We start from the raw sequence: 19,661 nt of genomic DNA, 5'->3' as shown, positions 1-19,661 counted from the left end.
GTTATAACAAGGCCGGTTGCTGCCGCGCGCTTGCAAGGGAAGCCATAATATTACACATTTTCGCTAAAAATACTTTGTAAAGGAGTTGTTACAAGATAGCATGATATCCCTTTATGATTTTATGCTATCTATCAAGAACTACGTCATTGCGAGGAACGAAGCAATCTCATTAGGATATGTCGCTCGAGGATTGCTTCGTACCTCGCAATGACGTGTTTGCTATACTACATTGTCATTTCGAAGCGATAGCGGAAATCTGTCTTCGTTCATAGTGAGGGGACAGATTTCTCCTTCGTCGAAATGACAGAAAATCTTATTACTCCCTCTCCTAAAGGAGAGGGCCGGGGTGAGGTGGCTCCTTTGAAAAAGGCTGTGGTAAAGTCTACCTCATACCCTCATCCGGCTGCACATCTCCCTGGTTTTGATCGCGGTTTTGCTTTTTGTTATTTTCGCTCTTGCGCCCGGTTGAGCCGAAACGATACCCTATTGAAAATGATATTACCCGCATGGAGAACCTCCTTGAAGCATCCTGGTAATATGGATACTGTCCCACCGTATTATATATCTCTGAACGAAAACGGCGTGTGTTAAATGCATCACGTACGTTACCGCTTATGTTCAGCTTATCAGTAATATCATACTTAATACCGGCATCCAAACCGTACATGGCCTTCATTTTACCTTGCGCTATTACCTGCGGACCCTGGTAATCATACCGTAACTGTATACCCAGTTTTTTAATGGGCTTTATGTTGCCGGTAATATTGGCATTCCAGGCATAGCCCGATGTTTCCTGCAAACCCAGGTCGGCATCGCCGTCTATCTGGCGATAGTAAACATTTACGTTACCCGTTACATCAAATGCTGATGAAAAATTCCATTTGGCTATCAGCTCATAACCGGCATTACGCGCACTGTTCACATTCTCAAAGCGGGTAAGGGTACGGCTGCTATCCAGCCCGATGCTGATACGCTGAAAGTTCTCGTTAGTAAGGCGGTAGTATAATGACGATGTGAGCGTAAGCGCTTTCCAGTAGTTGATGTAACTCAGCTCAAACGAGTGCGTATCCTCCGGCCTTAATAATGGGTTACCCTGCTGATAGTTCAGCGGATCACTCCTGTCTAAAAACGGCGAAAGCTGCCTGTCCCTCGGGCGACTTACACGGCGGGTATAGCTTAATTGCAGGGTTTGCGCATCGCTCAACTTCTGGCTCAAAAAGATGCTTGGGTACACCCGGAAATAATCCTGGTTATTGCGTACCGTGCTGGCACTATCTATCAGCGAGGTGCGAATATTGGCATCCTCCAGCCTTACACCGGCCTGTATACCAAATTTACCGAACTGGCGCTGGTAGTTGGCATAAATGGCGTGTATATATTCGTTGTATAAAAAGCGATTGGTTTGGCTCAGGTCGCGCTGAAACATGCCTTGCGTAAAGGCCGTATCCACCAAATAATTATTATCGTTTTTAGCAATGGTGCTGCGGTAACCCGCCTCAAACCTGCCTTTATCATCGGCAAACGGCAATACATAGTCGGCCTGAATGTTCCAGTTGTTTTCCTTTTCTTTATTAAAGTTATTCTGCAAAAAATTGGTTGACGATGCCGGCTCGTAATACCGGTATGCCGTGTTCAGGTAGTCGTAATTATCCTCGTCGCCGCGCGAGTAGCCCAGGTTAGCGGTTAACTGCTCACCCTTGCGCTTAAATTTCTGATCCAGGTCAAGGTTGATATCATAGTTGGTACCGCTGCCGTTGCTCACATTATCCTGCACGGTTTGCTGGGTAAGCGTGCGCGATTGGCCAAACAGATCAGTTGAGCCGGTTTGATAACGGTCGCGCTGGCGGGTGTTTACATTGCCCGACAGACTGATGGTCGTTTTTTCGGCAGCGTTCCAGTCAATTCCCGCCCTGATGTTATGCGAATCGAACACAAAGCTTTGATCCTGCACCTGGTTTTGAAACAGTGTATCAGCACCAATAAATGTTTGCCTGTTGGTATACCCGTTACCTACACGCTTACCGTGGCGATAGCTGTAGTTAGTATAAAGGTTAAATTTTTCGGTTTGATAGCCCAGGTTAAGGTTACCGTTGTAAGTATCATAATTACCCGCAGTAAATGCCGCCTGCCCGCTAAAGCCAACGCGGGCATTCTTTTTCAGAATAATGTTGATAATACCCGACTGCCCTTCCGGATCGTACTTTGATGATGGATTAGTGATCACCTCTATATTTTCGATAGCGCTTGCAGGCAGCGATTGCAGGATATCGCTCACGCTGCCGCCTGTCAGGGCAGATTGCTTGCCGTTTATCAGTACCCGCACGTTGCCTGAGCCGCGCAGGTTTACGTTACCGTCCACATCAACCTGTACCGATGGCACATTGCTGAGCAGATCAGTAGCCGAACCGCCCTGGCTTACCAGGCTTTGGTCAACACTGAAGGTTTTTTTATCAACCCCAAGCTGTATGGTGTTGGGCTGGGCCTTCACCACCACCTCTTTAAGTACACTGGTAGCACGGGCTAATTTAATAGTACCCAGGTTATACGCTTTTTGCGCAGGGCTTATAATAATGCTGTCCTTAGTAAAACTTGTATAGCTTACAAATGTAATACGCACCTGGTAAGTACCATCGGCAAGGCCGTTAATGGCAAACTTACCATCCAACCCGGTTTGCACACCCTTTACAGGCTGATTGGTGGCTTTATCAAACAAACCTACGGTTGCAAACTCAACCGGCTTATTAGTTTCGGCATCAGTAAGTGTACCGGTAACCGTACCGGTTTGCTGTGCATATAAATTGGTAGTAGTTAGTATCAGAATACTCAGGATCCCCTTTATCAACATTCTCATGCTGCAAAATTGCCCATTTTAATGTGGCAGGGCGAGCATATTCTGTAACTTTATTAATATGTAACTTAATTGATAGGATAGTTTAATAACTATGCCTCAACAGCATCATACACAATAACCTTCTCCCACAAATGGCTGTGGTTCTTGATGAACTCCTGGTGTATGGGGTGATCCTGATAAGTTTTTTGTCCTTCCAGATCGGCAAAGAACATGAGTTCAGATACGCCCCAGCTATTATCCACCACGTCGCGCTTTTCGGTACTGGCCACTATGCCCACATGTATCTGCTTAATGGTTTCAATTTTAGCAAGGCTTTTAACCCCGGCCACCAGCTTATCCCTATCCTCAACCGAACCCGGGTTTTTAAGCCAGAAAAACACATGGTGTACAATAGGGTATTTACTTTTTGCCGATGCTAACGGTAGTGCCGATGCTGCTGTTCCTGCTGCCATAACTGCTGTAGTTGTTATAAAGTTTCTTCTGCTTTTTGTGCTCATAGTATCAGATTAAGGAGAGCGTAATTTAGTAAAAGTTTGGCATCCCTCCTAAATCCTCCCCAAAGGGGAGGACTTTCTTTTGCTCCCTCTCCTTTGGAGAGGGTTGGGTGAGGTTGATTAAAGCCCTCCCTTCGGGAGGGTTGGGTGGGTTCTCCTTTGGAGAGGGTTGGGATGGGGTACTGTCGCGTGCAGCCCCTGTATATGTCGCTTTTGCACAGCACGGTTAAACACAGGTGCTGGTATGTTTGTATAGTAAATACAGCTAACCACTAAAACATAAAACTATGCAAAGATAGCGCCTTTTCTTTGGTTTGATAACAACGCCGAAGAAGCCATGAACTATTACCTGAGTGTATTTAAAGATTCAAAACCACTGAGCATAATGCGTGCGACTGAGGGCATGCCCGGTGCACCCGGCTCGGTACTTGTAGCTTATTTTGAATTGAATGGTGTGGAATTTGCCGCGATGAATGGCGGCCCGCAATTTAAGTTTGATGAGGCCATATCATTCGTGATAAACTGTAAAGACCAGGAAGAAGTAGATTATTACTGGAACACATTCATTGGCAATGGCGGCACCGAATCGGCTTGCGGATGGCTGAAGGATAAATTCGGCGTATCATGGCAGGTAACCCCTACCCGACTGATTGAACTGATGCAGGATAAAGACCCGGTAAAAGCACAGCGTGTAGCACAGGCCATGATGGGCATGATCAAGATAAACATTGCCGAACTGGAAAAGGCTTACGCCGATTAATGATGAATAGCAAGGAAAAGCCCTTTGTACCCAAAACGGTTGATGAATACCTGGCTGCGCTTGCCGAGCCTGCCAAAGGCGCGCTTGCTAACGTACGTGCCGCTATAAGGGAGGCAGCTCCGCAAGCCGAAGAGTGTATAAGCTACCAAATACCTACCTATAAATACAAGGGTATGCTGGTACATTTTGCGGCCTTTAAAAACCACTGCGGCTTTTACGGGGTAAGCAAGGTGGTTATTGAACAGTATATCAATAAATTACCGGGCTGTAAAATAAATGGCACTACCATACAGTTCAAAGCCAGCCAGGGTTTACCTGCTGATGTGGTTAAGGAGATCGTAACCATCCGCCTTAAGCAAAATGATGAAAACTTTGAGCATGGCCGCAGGCAGTACGGCAAAAAAGAATAAACATTTTGCTAAAAAAATTATCAAGCTAAAAAACAAACCGGTATTTTTGCTCCAATGTCATTATACATTGCAGCACTAAATTCGGGCAGTAACGGCAACTGTTATTACGTTGGTAATGAGCACGAGGCCGTGCTGATTGATGTGGGTATATCCTGCCGTGAGGTAGAGCGCCGCATGGCCCGTTTAGGGCTGCAAATAAGCAAGGTAAAGGCCATCTTTATTTCGCATGAGCATAGCGACCACATTAGCGGCCTTAGCGTGCTTTGCCGCAAGTATAATATACCTGTATATATAACGCCCGGCACCATGCTGCATGGCCGCCTGATGCTTGATTGTGTGGTGAACTTTACCGGGCATCAACCTATAAACATTGGCAGCCTTACCATAACCGCGTTCAGCAAACTGCATGATGCCGCCGATCCCTACAGCTTTGTTGTAACCAATAGCAACATCACCATAGGTGTATTTACCGATCTGGGGGCTGTTTGTGCAAACCTTACCCGCTACTTTAAGCTTTGCCACGCTGCTTTCCTGGAGGCGAATTACGATGAGCAGATGCTCGACGGTGGCCGTTACCCCTATTTTTTAAAACGACGAATCAGCGGCGGTAAAGGTCACCTTTCAAACGCGCAGGCCTTGCAGCTTTTTATTGAGCACCGGCCGCCATTCATGTCGCACCTGCTTTTGTCGCATTTATCAAAAGACAATAACTGCCCCGACCTTGCCCTGGAGCTTTTTAAACAGCACGCCGGTGATGTGCACGTAGCCGTAGCCTCACGCTATGCCGAAACAGCACTATACAAAGTTGATGGTCAAAAAGCCGCCCCTGCCAGGGTAATTCAAACCATACAAATGAGTTTTTTTGATTAAAAGCGCTATTTCCGCAGGCCTTACATACTTTACCCATGCCCGAAACTTTAGAATTTACTTTAACCATCGATTCGCCTGAGAACAATAATTATGTTGAACAATTTCTGAATAGCCTTGTATCAATAAAAGATAATCACGCGCTTATGTGTAACCGGTTAGAGCGTTATCATTGGGGTATGGGTACCAGTCCGGAAGTAAAGGCGTTCAGTATCGAGCTGGTTAAGCCCGCCACCGATGTATCAGGATCGTTCAGGTGCCGGTTCAGGGTTAATTATAGCTTTACCTGTTCGGGTATCGAGAGTAGCGAAAATGACACCATTAGCTGGGAATATAAAATAGATAAGTTAAAAGGTACCATATTTTTACAGGGCGAAACACCGCTAACCCGTGATAGTGATGATATTTAAGCCGACCGCTTTTTCAGCAAAGCATTTTGCCACTTAGGCGAGTGCAAAAATTGCTTGCTATCTATAAAACTTAACCATAATACGGTTACTATTACACCCGTTACCGAGCCTGCTACCACGTCCTCAAAAAAGTGTTCGCTAAGGTACATACGCGAGTAACCTGCAAACACCGCTAATATAAAAAACACCATACCCCAGGCCTTTTTCCGTGAAAAATAGGTGAGCACCACTGCCGTTGAAAATGCGGTTACCGAGTGGCCCGACGGAAAACTATGCACCAGATAAATATGTACATCTTTAACAAAGTGTATATTCTGTAAATGTTCGGCAAAGTATAGCTTAGGGCGTGGCGCATCAAACGCAAACTTTAGTGCCTGTGCTATTAATGATGATACCGCGTAACTGCTGGCCAGCAAAAATGCTTTACTGTAACTAAAAAATAATATAAGCACAACCACTATCGCAATGGTAAAAAGCCCATCGCCAATATTTGTATAAAAGCGAAAGAAAAGATCGGCAACCTCGCTATAGCGTGAATTTACCGCGAAATATATCTCCTCGCGGGTGTAAATAAGTTTGAGGCTCAAACAAATAATTAAAAACAGCAGATACAGGATAAAAAAAACATCGATACGGCGCAGCACACCTTTTATTCCTATATTCATGGGTGCAAATTAAACCTTATACAAATGCTATGCAAAAAAATGGTTATGTTTGGGGTTGATTGGCCCTCATAAAGCATTGATAAATGTCGAAAAGTATATTTCGTAGAAAATCAGTTTCCAAAATTTTAGCCGATGTTGAAAGCGGTTTCAGCGACAGCGAACATTCCGGCGGTTCAACTCATCTCACCAAAGCACTTAAAGTAAAAGACCTTACCCTGATGGGCATTGCCGCCGTTATTGGCGCCGGCATTTTCAGTACCATTGGCGAGGCCTCTTTTCATGGCGGGCCGGGTGTGAGTATCCTGTTTATTATCACTGCCGTTACCTGCGGCTTCTCTGCATTATGCTATGCCGAATTTGCCTCACGCATACCGGTAGCAGGTAGTGCTTATACCTATGCCTATGCCTCATTTGGCGAACTGATAGCCTGGATAATCGGCTGGGACTTGCTGATGGAATATGCCATCGGTAATATAGCCGTAGCCATATCATGGAGCACCTATTTTGTGAATTTGCTGGAGGGTTTTAATATCCATGTTCCATCCTACCTAACCATGGATTATTACACTGCCCTTAAAGCGCACGAGGATATTGAAACCTTAACCGCGGGTGGTAAGCTGGCCGAGATAACTGATAAGATGCGCCACGCCGCGGCCGCCTTTGCTGATGCGCCCGGTGCCGGCAATTTTAAGCTGATAGCCAACATACCTGCGCTGCTTATTGTAGTAGCCATTACTTACCTCGTATATATCGGCATACGCGAAACCAAAAAGGTAACCAACGCTATGGTGATGCTAAAAATAGCTGTAGTTATAACTGTAATTCTACTTGGGTTTTTCTACGTAACACCAGCCAACTGGAACCCTTTTATGCCCAACGGCTTTAGTGGTGTGATGAAGGGCGTTTCGGGTGTTTTCTTCGCTTACATCGGGTTTGATGCCATATCAACTACGGCCGAGGAATGCGAGAACCCGCAGCGCGATCTGCCACGTGGCATGATCTATTCATTGATTATTTGTACCGTACTTTATGTACTGATAGCCCTGGTATTAACCGGCATGGTAAGCTATAAGGATCTGCAGGTTGGTGATCCACTGGCTTTTGTATTCGCTAAGGTGGGTTTAACAAAAATCAGTTATGTAATTTCTGTCAGCGCTGTTATAGCCACGGCCAGTGTATTGCTTATATTCCAGTTAGGGCAGCCCCGCATATGGATGAGCATGAGCCGTGACGGATTGTTACCGAAAGCATTTTCACGCATTCACCCCAAATTTAAAACCCCATCATTCGCTACCATAGTTACCGGTTTTGTAGTAGCCATACCGGCCCTGTTCATGAACCTTACCGAGGTTACCGATCTGACCAGCATCGGCACCCTGTTCGCTTTTGTACTGGTATGTAGCGGGGTACTGCTATTACCAAAGGAAGCTGCCGTACAAGGCCGGTTTAAACTGCCGTATATTAATGGTAAATTTATAATACCTGCATTGTTTATTGGCGCGGTTATCGGCTTTCACAAACCGGTGATGGAACTGTTATCCGGCGAGAATGTACACGAGCGTTTTCCGCTTATCCTGTTTATCATCGTTAGCGCGGGTATTGCCGTAGTATCGTTCATTAAAAACCTATCGCTTATACCCGTATTAGGTTTATTAAGCTGCCTTTATTTAATGACAGAGCTTGGCTACATTAACTGGCTGCGCTTTTTGGCATGGCTGGTAATAGGCCTGGTGATTTACTTTACTTACAGCTACAAAAACAGCAAATTAGGTAAGGATAACGGCATTGAGCTGCCTGATAATAAAACCCTTTAAGCGCCTAATACCTGTTGGTATAATTTAAAATAATCATTAGCCATTTTATCGCATGAGAATTGCGAGGCTGCCCACTCATGGCATTGGCTCCTGTTAATATTTGGTAATTGCCCTACGGCTTCTATAGCTTCATCAACGTTATTTACAAGATAGCCGGTTTCCTGATGCTTTATCAGTTCGGGCATCGAGCCCCTGTTAAATGCGATAACCGGCGTACCACAAAGCATGGCCTCGGCTACGCTCATGCCAAAGGGTTCATTAAAATTGATGGGGTGCAACAAAGCTGATGCTTTGCCTAATAACTCCTTACGCTTCTCAGGTCCGGCATGGCCTACATATTGTATCTGATCGTCAAGATACGGCTCAACCTTTTCGCGGTAATAACCTTCGTCCTGTATAATTCCTGCTATCAGCAATCGTTTGCCGGTGCGTTTAGCTATCTCAATAGATTCCGCTGTGCCTTTATGGTGATGTATCCGCCCAAAATATAACAGGTAGTCCTCCGGTTCGGCATTAAAAGCGAAATCCTTTACATCAAGACCGTTATATACCGTTGCCAGGTATTCCAGCTCCGGGCTACGGTCTGAATTACTGATGGACACATAATACCCTCTCGAGTTATATTTTTTATACACCGGGATGATCTTCTCAGACGAAAAACCATGAATGGTAGTGATCAGCGGCGTATTTATCAACCCCGAATAAGTAAGCGGCAAAAAATCAAAATTGTTATGGATCAGGTCAAACTCACCCGCCTTTTCCATCAGGTTGCTGATGTGCAAACACTCCAAAACTTTGGCATCCTGATTACGGTCTTCCTCATAACCCTGCTCACATATTGCTTCCAGCTTTCCGGCTGTTATAGAATCGCCCGTGGCAAAAAGGGTAACATCAACGCCTAACTTTATCAGTCCTTCGGCAATGTTTGATGCTACCTGCTCCCACGGCCCGTAATGCCTGGGCGGTGTTCGCCAGGCTACGGGGGCTAATACGGCTACCTTCATTTAGCAGATCTGTACACTATGGCCAAACTTGTTATACTCGTATTCAAGCTCAAAAGCTTTTAGTACGGTAAGGTGCGATATCAGGTAAGCCAATGTACTCTCGGCACCCTGGTTACGGTTTATGCCTGTTGGCAGCAAGCCATCGCAGCAGCCCTTGGTTTCATGATCATACAGCGGTGCACGTAGCGTATTCTCGCCCAGGAACCATTTATAGCTCAGGAACATTTTTTCGATATACTCCGGCGTGCGGAATATTTTATAGGCCTGGAAGTGCATCAGCACCATGGCCATGGTTTCAATAGCCTGCTGATCGTAAGTAGGGAATGTACCACCACGGTAATACCAGCCATCGTTACCAACAGGGCTCAGGTAACTGTTTGAGAGCGTTAACTTATCAAGGAATGACATGGATTTCATAGCTACCACACGCACCTCTTCATTCCCGGTTATCTCGCATGAGTGCAGCAGTGCCAGCGGTAGGATAGCGTTATCATAGGTCATGCCCTCCTCAAACCACTGCCAATCGTCGCTGGCGGTGCTATTGAACGCGTCAACCAATGGTTGTGTTAGCCTAACCAGTTCCTGCATCATGCCTTCATCGGCAGGTACGGCCTGCAGGTATAAGCTGATGCCTATTATAGTATTGGCCATGCCGCGCAGGTATTTAAGATTGCGGAAGTGCGGAAATGATTTCTGGAATATTTCTAACGCGAATTCGCGGTATGAGTTACTTGCCGCGCAGCCAATTAAATGACCCAGGGCCCAAACAGTACGACCGAATGAATCCTCCGACCCAACCTCATCAAGATATTTTCTGTCGAAACTTAAAAAGTTACGGAAGTTGCCATCATCGGTTTGCATGTAGTGAATGTAGCTCAGGTATATCGGCAATAATTCAAACGCTTCCTCACTTTTGTTACGTTGGTAAGCCATTAGCGCCATAATGAGCGCGCGGGCATTATCATCCAAACAATACCCCTCTTTTAGGTTAGGTATACCATATTTAGCATGCTGAACAATACCGGTATCATCCGTTAAGCGCAAAACGTGCGTCAGGCTGAATTTTGGTAGTATTTCAGGATCAACAATGCTGTTCTTTAATATCTTGTCGCTAAAATCATGGCTCATGCATGATTCCTGCGCTACTTTAATAAATTCCGCACCAATTACCGGGTAACGCAGGTGCAGGCCATATTGATAAGCATTGGTTTTAAGATCGTTCAGCACAGCGCTGTTATCAAGCAGTTCGTTCACGATCTCGGCAAGGGCCTCTGAATTCTTAAAATCGAACAACCTGCCGCGGTTATGATCAAGCAGCTCCTGAGCATGCCAGTATGGAGTTGATACCACGGCTGCGCCCGAACCAACCGCGTAAGACAGGGTACCGCTGGTTATCTGTGCCTCGTTCAGGTACGGTGTTACGTACACCTCACAGGCGGTCAGGTAATTTATCAGTTCTTCCTCAGAAACAAATTTATTGATAAACGCCAGGTTTTTTGAAACACCTAACTGGGCAGCAAGGCTTTTTAATGATTCGCGATACTCCTCGCCCGAGTTTTTAAGTACTCCGGGATGGGTGTTACCTAAAATTACATACATCACATCCGGATGATTTTCAACTATTTTAGGTAATGCTTTTATAACGGTTTCGAGCCCTTTGTTACGGCTTAATAAACCGAAAGTAAGTAACACACGGTGGTTTTTGAATGATGAAAGGCTCTTAACCGGGTTTTCAACCGGCGCTTCCAAATCAGGCACACCGTGTTCTATGATCTGTATTTTTTCTTCAGGAATGTCATAAACAGTGGTTAAAAACTCAACAGCGCGCTGGCTCATTACCACTACCTTTGATGATTGCTCAGCTATTTCGCGAATGATGATACGCTGCACATAACTTGGCTCCTTTAATACGGTATGCAATATGGAGATCAGGGGTTTCTCTAACCGGTTAATAAGCGGTAAAATATAAATACCACTTTCGCCGCCATAAATACCAAATTCATGCTCCAATATACAGGCATCAACGGTACTGGTGTTGATGTAATTGGCGGCACGTATGTAATCTTTTTGATTGTTTTGGCGCACCACATATTTTACTTCCTCCGGGTATTCATATTCCTCAAGATCTGACGAATCGTTCAGGGCAACTACATAACCTCCGTCCGATGGCGTTTTCCTTTCAGGAAAATTAGCATTGATTGCACGCATCAGGTTTTGATTAAACGTAGCTATCCCGCACTCTCTCGGCGGATAGGTTGATATGTAGGCGATCTTCATTGGTATATATGATTTTTTATTTTTAGTTAATACTTTTTGATACAATGTGTCGGCACGAACGGCTAAAAAAAAGGACACGGAATTATCAAAATAATGCGCTAATAGGCTTTAATAGCTGTTTTATGGCATCATACGGCTTATGGTGCACAAAGCGTACCAAAACATGGCAATTTTAATTAAAACTCAATAGCAGACCGGTAGATAGCGGAAGTAGCCTACAAAAGAATAACGAAAAGTAATTTGTACCTGAGCAAGTTAGGTATAATATTCAACAGCCTCGATAATAATTTCACAAGCTTTTTTAATATCGGCATGGGTAATTATTAGCGGCGGGGCTATGCGCATGGAGTTTGAGCAGTGTAAAAACCAGTCGGTTATTATACCATTTTCTATACAGCGGTCAATTATTTTTTTGTTCAGCTCAAAGCTTTCAAATTCTGCCGCCAGCATCAAACCCTTACCACGCACCTCCTTTATAGCCGGATGAACCAATAACTCTTTAAACAAATGCTCTTTTTCAGCAACCTGCCGGGTCAGGTTCTCCTCAAGTAAAGCCTCCAGGGCGGCCAGGCCTGCGGCACAGCTTACGGGGTGCCCGCCAAAGGTGGTAATGTGGCCCAGTATCGGGTCGTTTTTTAACGCGCCCATTATCTCTGCTGATGATATGAAAGCACCTATCGGCATACCGCCACCCAGAGCTTTGGCTAAAAGCAAAATATCAGGCTCTATACCGTAATGCTCAAAAGCGAATAGTTTGCCCGTGCGACCCATTCCGGCTTGTATCTCGTCAAGTATCAGCAGCGTTCCGGTTTTATCGCATTTGTGGCGCAGCGCCTGCATGTATTGTATCTCTGGCACGCGGATGCCCGCCTCACCCTGTATGGTTTCAACAATAACACATGCTGTTTTATCAGTGATCTTTTGCAGATCGCTCAACCTGTCAAACTGAATAAAATCAACATCAGGCAGCAGCGGACCATAGCCACGCTTAAACTCATCACTGCCCATTACACTTAACGCGCCATGTGTACTGCCATGGTATGAGTTATGGCAGGCGATGATTTGCGAACGACCGGTGTGGCGCTTGGCCAGTTTTAATGCCCCCTCGGCAGCTTCGGCACCTGAATTTACAAAGTATACCGACTGAAGATGCCCGGGTAAAATGGATACCAGTTTTTCGGCAAAGCGCACCTGTGGCGTTTGCACATACTCGCCATACACCATCAGGTGCATGTATTTATCAACCTGATCTTTAATCGCCTGTACAACCCGCGGATGCCTGTGGCCTATACTGCTTACGCCAATGCCGGAGATCAGGTCCATATACGCCTTGCCATTAGTATCGTACATGTACAAACCCTCGGCACGCTCAAACTCCAATAGTAGCGGAAAATCGGTAGTTTGGGCATTGTGCGATAAAAATAGCTGGCGTAGCGTTGGCATGAGCGGGATGAGTTTGAATTATTGATTGCTGCAAAGATATTGGGTTTGTTGTATGGGAGAACAGATAAAGTATAGAAATAAAAGAACGCTTAATTTTTTATTGTCATTTCGAGCGCCGGTGAGAAATATGTACACGTTCATTACCAGGCGAATATATTTCTCCTCATACCTCGTCGAAATAACAATATAATTTTAAGTTCACTATTCGGGGAGGTCTTTGAAAGGGTTACACACCCTCCGCTAAAGCCAGCAGTCCTTTTACATCCAAAGCCTTAGTGTACATTGTTATTTTGCCATCCTCATCAAACGGCCATTGCTCGCGGGGGCGATCCCAGTATAATTCTACACCATTTTTATCCGGATCATCGAGGTAAATAGCCTCGGATACGCCATGATCAGATGCGCCGCTGATCGGGTAGCCCGCGTCAAGCAATCGCTTCAATATAACCGCCAAATCCTTACGTTCAGGATATAAGATAGCTGTATGGAATAACCCTGCTGTATGTTGCGGTGCCGGGCCGCCATCCTTACTGTACCAGGTATTTAAACCTATATGATGATGGTACCCTCCCGCCGAAATAAATGCCGCCTGATCGCCATACATGGTAACCAGTTCAAAGCCCAGCAGCCCGATATAAAAATCCATAGCGCGCTGCAGATTGCTCACCTTTAAATGTACGTGGCCTATGCGTGTTTTGGCAGGAATGATGTAGTTATCCATAAAATTGCATGTTTAAACTTCAAATTTACAAATAAGGCCAAACTGTATTGGTAATCAGTTTGTAAATATAACTATAGTGAGGCATACGCACCGTATTTCAACTGCATATCGCCCATGTGTGACCACTAATATCTATCTTTGCAGCATGATCGTCAAATCAGCGGAATTTATTTGCAGTAATACCCAGATCTCAAAACTCCCCCCTCCGGTAAAGCCCGAGTACGCTTTTATCGGGCGGTCAAACGTGGGTAAGTCATCTCTCATTAACATGCTTACCGGCAAAAAGGGGCTTGCAAAAACTTCGCAAACACCGGGTAAAACACAATTGATCAATCATTTTTTGATCAATGATAACTGGTACCTTGTAGATTTGCCGGGGTATGGCTACGCCCGTATCTCCAAAAGCAAGAAGGAAGACTGGAATAAGTTTTTGCGTACCTACCTTGACAAACGCGAAAGTTTGCAATGTGTAATGGTATTGGTTGACAGCCGCCTGGAGCCGCAAAAGATCGACCTTGAATTTTGCAACTGGCTGGGCGAGCATGGTCTGCCTTTCGTGTTGATATTTACCAAGGCAGATAAGCAATCATCCATTAAAACAGATCAGAACGTGGCCAAATTCCGCAAGGCTTTGTCAGTTAACTTTGAGGAAGTTCCGCAGCATTTCATCACCTCGTCCGAAAATCAGATTGGTAAAGATGAAGTTTTGGGTTTTGTTGACCAGATAAACCAGAATTTTGAGATACCTGAGTATAAGCAGTTTTAATACTACACCCCGTACATGAAAAAATATTTATCCTTAGTTACGTTTACGCATACCATATTCGCCATGCCGTTCGCTTTCATAGGCTTTTTTTTAGCGGTAACCACAACAAACCGCCCTTTTGAGTGGCCCAAGCTGCTAATGATGGTGCTGTGTATGGTATTCGCCCGTAACTCGGCCATGGCCTTTAACCGCTATCTGGACAGAGATATTGATGCCAAAAACCCGCGCACCTTGCAGCGCGATATCCCGGCAGGCCGTATCAGCGCCCGTAACGCTTTAATATTTACCTTAACTAATTGTGCATTATTTATCGGCACAACATGGTTTATTAATCCGCTTTGCTTTTACCTGTCGCCGGTTGCTTTATTAGTAGTATTAGGCTATAGTGCTACCAAGCGCTTTACAGCTTTATGCCATATGGTGCTGGGTCTGGGCTTATCGCTTGCTCCTATCGGTGCCTATTTAGTAGTAACGGGCGAGTTTGCGTTAACGCCTATTTTCTTCTCGTTATCGGTTTTATGCTGGGTAAGCGGGTTTGATATTATTTATGCCCTGCAGGATGAAGATTTTGACCGCAGCCAAAGCCTGCATTCTATACCGGCGTACCTGGGTAAGGCAAGGGCGCTTAATCTGTCTACTTTGCTGCACGTATTTTCAGCCATATTTATTATGATGCCTGCCCTGGTTACACAGGTAGGTTTTTTATACTATATCGGCATCGCTTTCTTTTGCGCCATGCTCATCTATCAGCACCTGCTGGTAAAACCGAACGATCTGAGCCGTGTTAACTTCGCTTTTATGACCACCAATGGCATAGCCAGTGTAGTGTTTGCCGTATTATTTTTACTGGATAGGATATGGATCAGGTAAACCAGCTACAGGCCTTTAAACAGCATGTGGAAAGCTATGTGCTTTTCAATGCTGATGAATGGCTCGAACTGGAAAAATACCTTACCTACATCCAACTAAAAAAGAAGGATTACTTTGTTGAAAAGGGCAAGGTATGCCAGTATTTCGGTTTTATCGCTGCCGGTTCGGTACGCTATTTTAATATACGGAACGATGGCGAAGAGATCACCAACTTTTTCAGCTTTGCCAATGAACTGGTAAGCTCCTACAAAAGCTTTGTAAAGCAGCAGCCCAGTATAATTTATGTACAAGCGCTTGAGGATACGTCGCTGGTTTGCATCAGCCACAGCAATATTCAAAAACTGACCGAGCACCCGCTATTAGCCCATAAAATGGAACGCTTTGGGCGTTTGGTAGCCGAGTATTACCTCTGCTGCTATGAAGATCGTGTACAGGCTTTTATTACCCAATCGCCGGAGGAAAGATATGTAGAGTTGCTTAAAGACGGACAAGACGTATTACAGCGTATTCCTCAGCACTATGTAGCCAACTATTTAGGTGTAACACCCGTTTCGCTGTCGCGCATCCGAAAGCGCATTTTTATTCCGGCCAAATAAATTACTTATCTTTTGTTAACGTTTTAAGCCTGTTAAGCCGGTTAGCTTTGTATCATACAAAAACAGAAAGCTATGCACACTATATTAGGCGCGGGCGGTCCGGTTGCTAATACACTCACCCGCCAACTTATCGATCATAATCAAAACGTTAAACTGGTTAGCCGCCGTCCCTCAACCTTTACTGGCAACAACGTTAGCTGGCAAAAGGCTGATCTGCTTAACCGTAACGAAGTACTAAATGCCGTAAAAGGTTCAACCGTTATTTACTTGTGCGCCGGTTTGGTGTATGATAAGGATATATGGCGCGAACAATGGCCTGTCATCATACAAAACGTAATAGACGCCGCCAAAGAAACACAGGCCCGGCTGATATTTTTTGATAATGTTTACATGTATGGCCTGGTTAACGGCGCCATGACTGAAAATACACATTACAACCCAACAAGTGTAAAAGGCGAAGTACGTGCTAAGGTTGCGACAACTTTAATGGATGAGGCTAAAGCAGGCAATATCAAAGCCTCTATATTGCGCGGTGCTGATTTTTACGGTGCCGAAAGCATGAACAGCTTTTATGATATGATGGTGCTTGACAAATTCTCCAAAAGGCAAAAAGCGCAATGGATAGGCGATGCCAACACCAAACATTCATTTACCTATGTACCGGATGCAGGCCAGGCTATGTACCTTTTAGGCCAAACACCCGAAAGTGATAATCAGATATGGCACGCCCCATCAGCACCCGCGTTAACGGGTAAACAATTAATAGAGCTGGCTGCCGGTGAATTTGGCGTAGCGCCCAAGTTTACAAGCATTAACAAAGCAATGTTATGGATGGTTGGCTTATTCAACAAAACGGTGATGGGTACAGTTGAAATGTATTATCAGTACGATCATGATTATATTTTTGACTCCTCAAAATTTGAAAAAGCATTTGGCATAAAACCAACCACTTACCGCGACGGTATCAGCCATTTAGCGCAAACACAATTTAAACGCTGAACCTTTTACGTGCACATGATGTTCAATTGTATAACTTAGCATTTTAAAACGTTTACGTTACACCATGATACACAAAAAAACACGCAAATATATTCCTGCTGATCTGGAAATAAAGTGGGAAAACCTGGAACCTTTTTATACCGAATTAGTTAATCGCCCCATAAATTCTGTTGATGAACTGGAGCAATGGCTGCGTGACCGCAGTGAGGTTGAAGCTGCACTGGAAGAGGATTTTGCCTGGCGATACATCCGCATGACGTGCGATACCACCAGCGAAGAGTTATTGCAAAACTTTCAATACTTTGCTACTGAGATAGAGCCTAAAACCGCGCCGTATAATAACGACCTGAACAAAAAACTGGTAGACAGCGCGTTTGTGAATGAACTGAACCATGATAAATATTTTGTTTACCTGCGCGGCATACGTAAAGCGCTTGAGCTTTTCAGGGAAGAGAACATTCCGCTGCAAACCGAAATACAGATAGAGCAGCAAAAGTACCAAGGCATCACCGGTTCCATGAGCGTGCACATTGGCGATAAGGAATTTACGCTTGAGCAGGCATCGGCATTACTAAAAGGCACCGACCGTATTTTGCGCCAGGAAGCCTGGGAAAAGATAACCAACCGCCGCTTGCAGGACAGGGAGAAGCTGGATGAATTGTTTGACCACCTGCGTTCGCTAAGGCATAAAGTGGCATTGAATGCCGGGTTCGAGAATTTCAGGGATTATATGTTCCAGGCTTTAGGCAGGTTTGATTATACCCCGCAGGACTGCTACGAGTTTCATGCCGCTATTGAAACCGAGATTGTACCTATATTACGCGAACAGGCCGAAAAGCGCAAGGAAGCTCTCGGTCTTGAAACTCTTAAACCATGGGATGTTGACGTAGATATATCAGGCAAAGCACCGCTTAAACCGTTTAAGGATGGTGATGACCTGATCGAGAAATCGATACAGTGTTTCAGCAACATTAACCGCTACCTGGGCGAGCGCCTGGAGATCATGAAGGATAACAGCCTGTTTGATGTAGAGAGCCGAAAAGGCAAAGCACCGGGCGGCTACAATTATCCTCTGTCTGAAACCGGCGCGCCGTTCATATTCATGAATTCGGCCAATACTTTCAGGGATCTGACCACTATGGTACACGAAGGCGGCCACGCGGTACATACCTTTTTAACAGCCGACCTGGAGATGAATGATTTCAAACATTGCCCGTCTGAAGTGGCTGAGCTGGCCTCCATGTCAATGGAGTTGATCTCCATGGATAACTGGAACGTTTATTTTGATAACGAGGAAGACCTGAAACGTGCCCGCAAAGATCAGCTTATTGATGTGTTGAAAACCCTGCCCTGGGTAGCCGTGGTCGATCAGTTTCAGCACTGGATATACACCAACCCCGATCATACCGCCCAGGAACGCCGCGAAGCATGGATCAAAATTTATGAGCCTTTTGGTGCCGGCTTTGTAGATTGGAGCGGGCATCCGGATGCGGAAGCCAACCTGTGGCAAAAGCAATTGCATATTTTCGAGGTGCCTTTTTACTACATTGAATACGGGATGGCCCAGCTTGGCGCTATCGCAGTGTGGAAAAACTATAAGGAAGACCCTGAAAAGGGTTTACAGCAATACCTGGACGCGTTAAAGCTGGGTTACACCAAAACCATACGCGAGATATATGAAACCGCGGGTATTAAGTTTGATTTTAACGCGGCCTATGTTAAAGAACTTGCGGAGTTTGTACGCAGCGAAATGGAAAAACTGTAGCAAATAGCAACAATATTTAAAAGCCTGTCAGTGTACTGAACAGGCTTTTTTTGTGTAACAATACCGTAAAGTTAATAAAGTGTTAAGCATAAATATTTTATAATTATCCACAATTTTAAATTAAACATAAATACCTTATATTCAATTATTTATAATAATTTTTGCTTTACAATATATTTCCAAATCAATAAATTTACACGTGTTACATATGCTATTTTGTACACAAAAACATACGTATTGGCATAGTTATAGCAATGCTTAGTGTATGAAAAAGATAGCATTATTTATACTCGGCATAATGGCTTTCAGTTTTGCAGCAAGTGCGCAGGAATTAAAGCCGATAAAAATTGATAGTGTTGTTTCTGTCAACCTACCTGTTGAACATGAAGTAAAAGACACATTAGGACAAAAAATATATTCAGGCAGTGGTTCGTTAGGCTATATGGTTGTTATACGTTCATCAAACGGAAACAACAAACCGCTTGAAAAAGAAAAAGACTTGAACAATGTATTTAAGGAATACATTAAAAAAGTTCAGGGTCAATCATCAGGTAGTGTATTAAATGCACGCGATACTACCATTGGTAACCTTAAAGCCAGAATATTTGCTCTTGAAGCTGATAATGGCAGTGGTGTTGAGCTGAGGGATTTCGCGGTGATCTACACTAAAGATGCTACGTATACCTTTGAGTACATGTACCCTGAAAGCCGTAAGGATTTGGTTAAGGCCGAAAACAAAGCTTTTTTTAGCTCAATTAAAACCTCTGAAGCTTTACAACGTACAGATCAGTATGTAAACACCGAACCAAGCGGCGTTTCGCAAACAGGCAAAATAGCCATATATGGTGGCGGCGCGCTGTTGCTGGGGCTTATAGCATTCTTTGTATTCCGTAAAAGGGAGCAAACAGCATTATCATAAACACCCCAAAAATTTAACATATAAAAGGGG

General features: G+C 44.6%; 18 protein-coding genes. 11 read left to right on the top strand and 7 right to left on the bottom strand.

Features of this window, described 5'->3' with window-relative positions; genetic code table 11:
* Nucleotides 1-382 precede the first annotated feature (382 nt).
* Together LJ707_RS12565 and LJ707_RS12560 are read right to left on the bottom strand one after the other, a co-directional pair.
* A complete protein-coding gene (locus tag LJ707_RS12565) occupies nucleotides 383-2,851 on the bottom strand; it encodes a TonB-dependent receptor domain-containing protein (protein WP_228951431.1) in 2,469 nt (822 codons plus the stop codon).
* An 89-nt stretch (nucleotides 2,852-2,940) separates the two neighbouring features.
* Nucleotides 2,941-3,303, bottom strand: coding sequence for a Dabb family protein (locus LJ707_RS12560; protein ID WP_228951428.1), 363 nt, complete (start codon nucleotides 3,301-3,303; stop codon nucleotides 2,941-2,943).
* A gap of 337 nt (nucleotides 3,304-3,640) precedes the next feature.
* Between LJ707_RS12560 and LJ707_RS12555 the strand changes: the two genes are divergently transcribed.
* From LJ707_RS12555 to LJ707_RS12540, 4 genes are read left to right on the top strand one after another with little or no spacing between them, the layout of a single operon-like run.
* Nucleotides 3,641-4,105: a VOC family protein gene (locus tag LJ707_RS12555; RefSeq protein WP_370632406.1), complete on the top strand. Its 465-nt coding sequence runs from the start codon at nucleotides 3,641-3,643 to the stop codon at nucleotides 4,103-4,105.
* The gene (locus tag LJ707_RS12550) at nucleotides 4,105-4,515 is read left to right on the top strand and encodes an iron chaperone (RefSeq protein WP_228951424.1); all 411 of its coding nucleotides are present in this window, start codon (nucleotides 4,105-4,107) and stop codon (nucleotides 4,513-4,515) included. Before LJ707_RS12555 ends, LJ707_RS12550 begins: the two co-directional genes overlap by 1 nt.
* A 54-nt stretch (nucleotides 4,516-4,569) precedes the next feature.
* Nucleotides 4,570-5,385, top strand: coding sequence for an MBL fold metallo-hydrolase (locus LJ707_RS12545; protein WP_228951422.1), 816 nt, complete (start codon nucleotides 4,570-4,572; stop codon nucleotides 5,383-5,385).
* Between the two features lie 35 nt (nucleotides 5,386-5,420).
* Nucleotides 5,421-5,792: a hypothetical protein gene (locus LJ707_RS12540; RefSeq protein ID WP_228951420.1), complete on the top strand. Its 372-nt coding sequence runs from the start codon at nucleotides 5,421-5,423 to the stop codon at nucleotides 5,790-5,792.
* Here the strand turns inward: LJ707_RS12540 and LJ707_RS12535 are convergent.
* The gene (locus LJ707_RS12535; RefSeq protein ID WP_228951413.1) at nucleotides 5,789-6,457 is read right to left on the bottom strand and encodes a phosphatase PAP2 family protein; all 669 of its coding nucleotides are present in this window, start codon (nucleotides 6,455-6,457) and stop codon (nucleotides 5,789-5,791) included. The genes LJ707_RS12540 and LJ707_RS12535 overlap by 4 nt on opposite strands.
* Nucleotides 6,458-6,540: 83 nt before the next feature.
* On the opposite strand from LJ707_RS12535, the gene LJ707_RS12530 reads away from it, so the two are divergent.
* Nucleotides 6,541-8,271: an amino acid permease gene (locus tag LJ707_RS12530; RefSeq protein WP_228951411.1), complete on the top strand. Its 1,731-nt coding sequence runs from the start codon at nucleotides 6,541-6,543 to the stop codon at nucleotides 8,269-8,271.
* Here the strand turns inward: LJ707_RS12530 and LJ707_RS12525 are convergent.
* From LJ707_RS12525 to LJ707_RS12510, 4 genes are all read right to left on the bottom strand, one after another.
* Nucleotides 8,268-9,275 carry a glycosyltransferase family 4 protein gene (locus LJ707_RS12525; protein ID WP_228951409.1) on the bottom strand — a complete coding sequence of 336 codons (1,008 nt, stop codon included), beginning with the start codon at nucleotides 9,273-9,275 and terminating at the stop codon, nucleotides 8,268-8,270. The two genes, LJ707_RS12530 and LJ707_RS12525, sit on opposite strands and share 4 nt — an antisense overlap.
* The gene (locus tag LJ707_RS12520) at nucleotides 9,276-11,552 is read right to left on the bottom strand and encodes a glycosyltransferase family 4 protein (RefSeq protein WP_228951408.1); all 2,277 of its coding nucleotides are present in this window, start codon (nucleotides 11,550-11,552) and stop codon (nucleotides 9,276-9,278) included.
* Nucleotides 11,553-11,807: 255 nt separating this feature from the next.
* On the bottom strand, nucleotides 11,808-12,995 hold the full coding sequence (locus tag LJ707_RS12515) for an aspartate aminotransferase family protein (RefSeq protein ID WP_228951407.1): 1,188 nt from the start codon (nucleotides 12,993-12,995) through the stop codon (nucleotides 11,808-11,810).
* Between the two features lie 226 nt (nucleotides 12,996-13,221).
* Complete coding sequence (locus LJ707_RS12510) at nucleotides 13,222-13,716, bottom strand: VOC family protein (RefSeq protein ID WP_228951406.1); 495 nt, start codon at nucleotides 13,714-13,716, stop codon at nucleotides 13,222-13,224.
* 145 nt (nucleotides 13,717-13,861) lie between these two features.
* Between LJ707_RS12510 and yihA the strand changes: the two genes are divergently transcribed.
* The 6 genes from yihA to LJ707_RS12480 all read left to right on the top strand — a co-directional run bounded on the left by yihA (nucleotide 13,862) and on the right by LJ707_RS12480 (nucleotide 19,631).
* Entirely contained in the window at nucleotides 13,862-14,482 is a 621-nt protein-coding gene (gene yihA / locus LJ707_RS12505; protein WP_228951404.1) for a ribosome biogenesis GTP-binding protein YihA/YsxC, read from the top strand.
* A 15-nt stretch (nucleotides 14,483-14,497) separates the two neighbouring features.
* Nucleotides 14,498-15,352, top strand: a complete 855-nt coding sequence (locus LJ707_RS12500) for a UbiA-like polyprenyltransferase (protein WP_228951402.1) — start codon at nucleotides 14,498-14,500, stop codon at nucleotides 15,350-15,352.
* Nucleotides 15,340-15,948 carry a Crp/Fnr family transcriptional regulator gene (locus LJ707_RS12495; RefSeq protein WP_228951400.1) on the top strand — a complete coding sequence of 203 codons (609 nt, stop codon included), beginning with the start codon at nucleotides 15,340-15,342 and terminating at the stop codon, nucleotides 15,946-15,948. Before LJ707_RS12500 ends, LJ707_RS12495 begins: the two co-directional genes overlap by 13 nt.
* Before the next feature lie 72 nt (nucleotides 15,949-16,020).
* Nucleotides 16,021-16,947, top strand: coding sequence for an NAD-dependent epimerase/dehydratase family protein (locus LJ707_RS12490; RefSeq protein ID WP_228951398.1), 927 nt, complete (start codon nucleotides 16,021-16,023; stop codon nucleotides 16,945-16,947).
* Between the two features lie 64 nt (nucleotides 16,948-17,011).
* A complete protein-coding gene (locus tag LJ707_RS12485) occupies nucleotides 17,012-18,712 on the top strand; it encodes a M3 family oligoendopeptidase (RefSeq protein ID WP_228951396.1) in 1,701 nt (566 codons plus the stop codon).
* Between the two features lie 265 nt (nucleotides 18,713-18,977).
* Nucleotides 18,978-19,631, top strand: a complete 654-nt coding sequence (locus tag LJ707_RS12480) for a hypothetical protein (RefSeq protein WP_228951394.1) — start codon at nucleotides 18,978-18,980, stop codon at nucleotides 19,629-19,631.
* The last annotated feature ends 30 nt before the right edge of the window (nucleotides 19,632-19,661 follow it).

The sequence above is a fragment of the Mucilaginibacter sp. UR6-1 genome, from assembly GCF_020880975.1.
Classification (GTDB): Bacteria; Bacteroidota; Bacteroidia; order Sphingobacteriales; family Sphingobacteriaceae; genus Mucilaginibacter.
The sequence above is the reverse complement of the archived record's forward strand: the minus strand, read 5'-3'. Positions and strand labels throughout refer to the sequence as shown.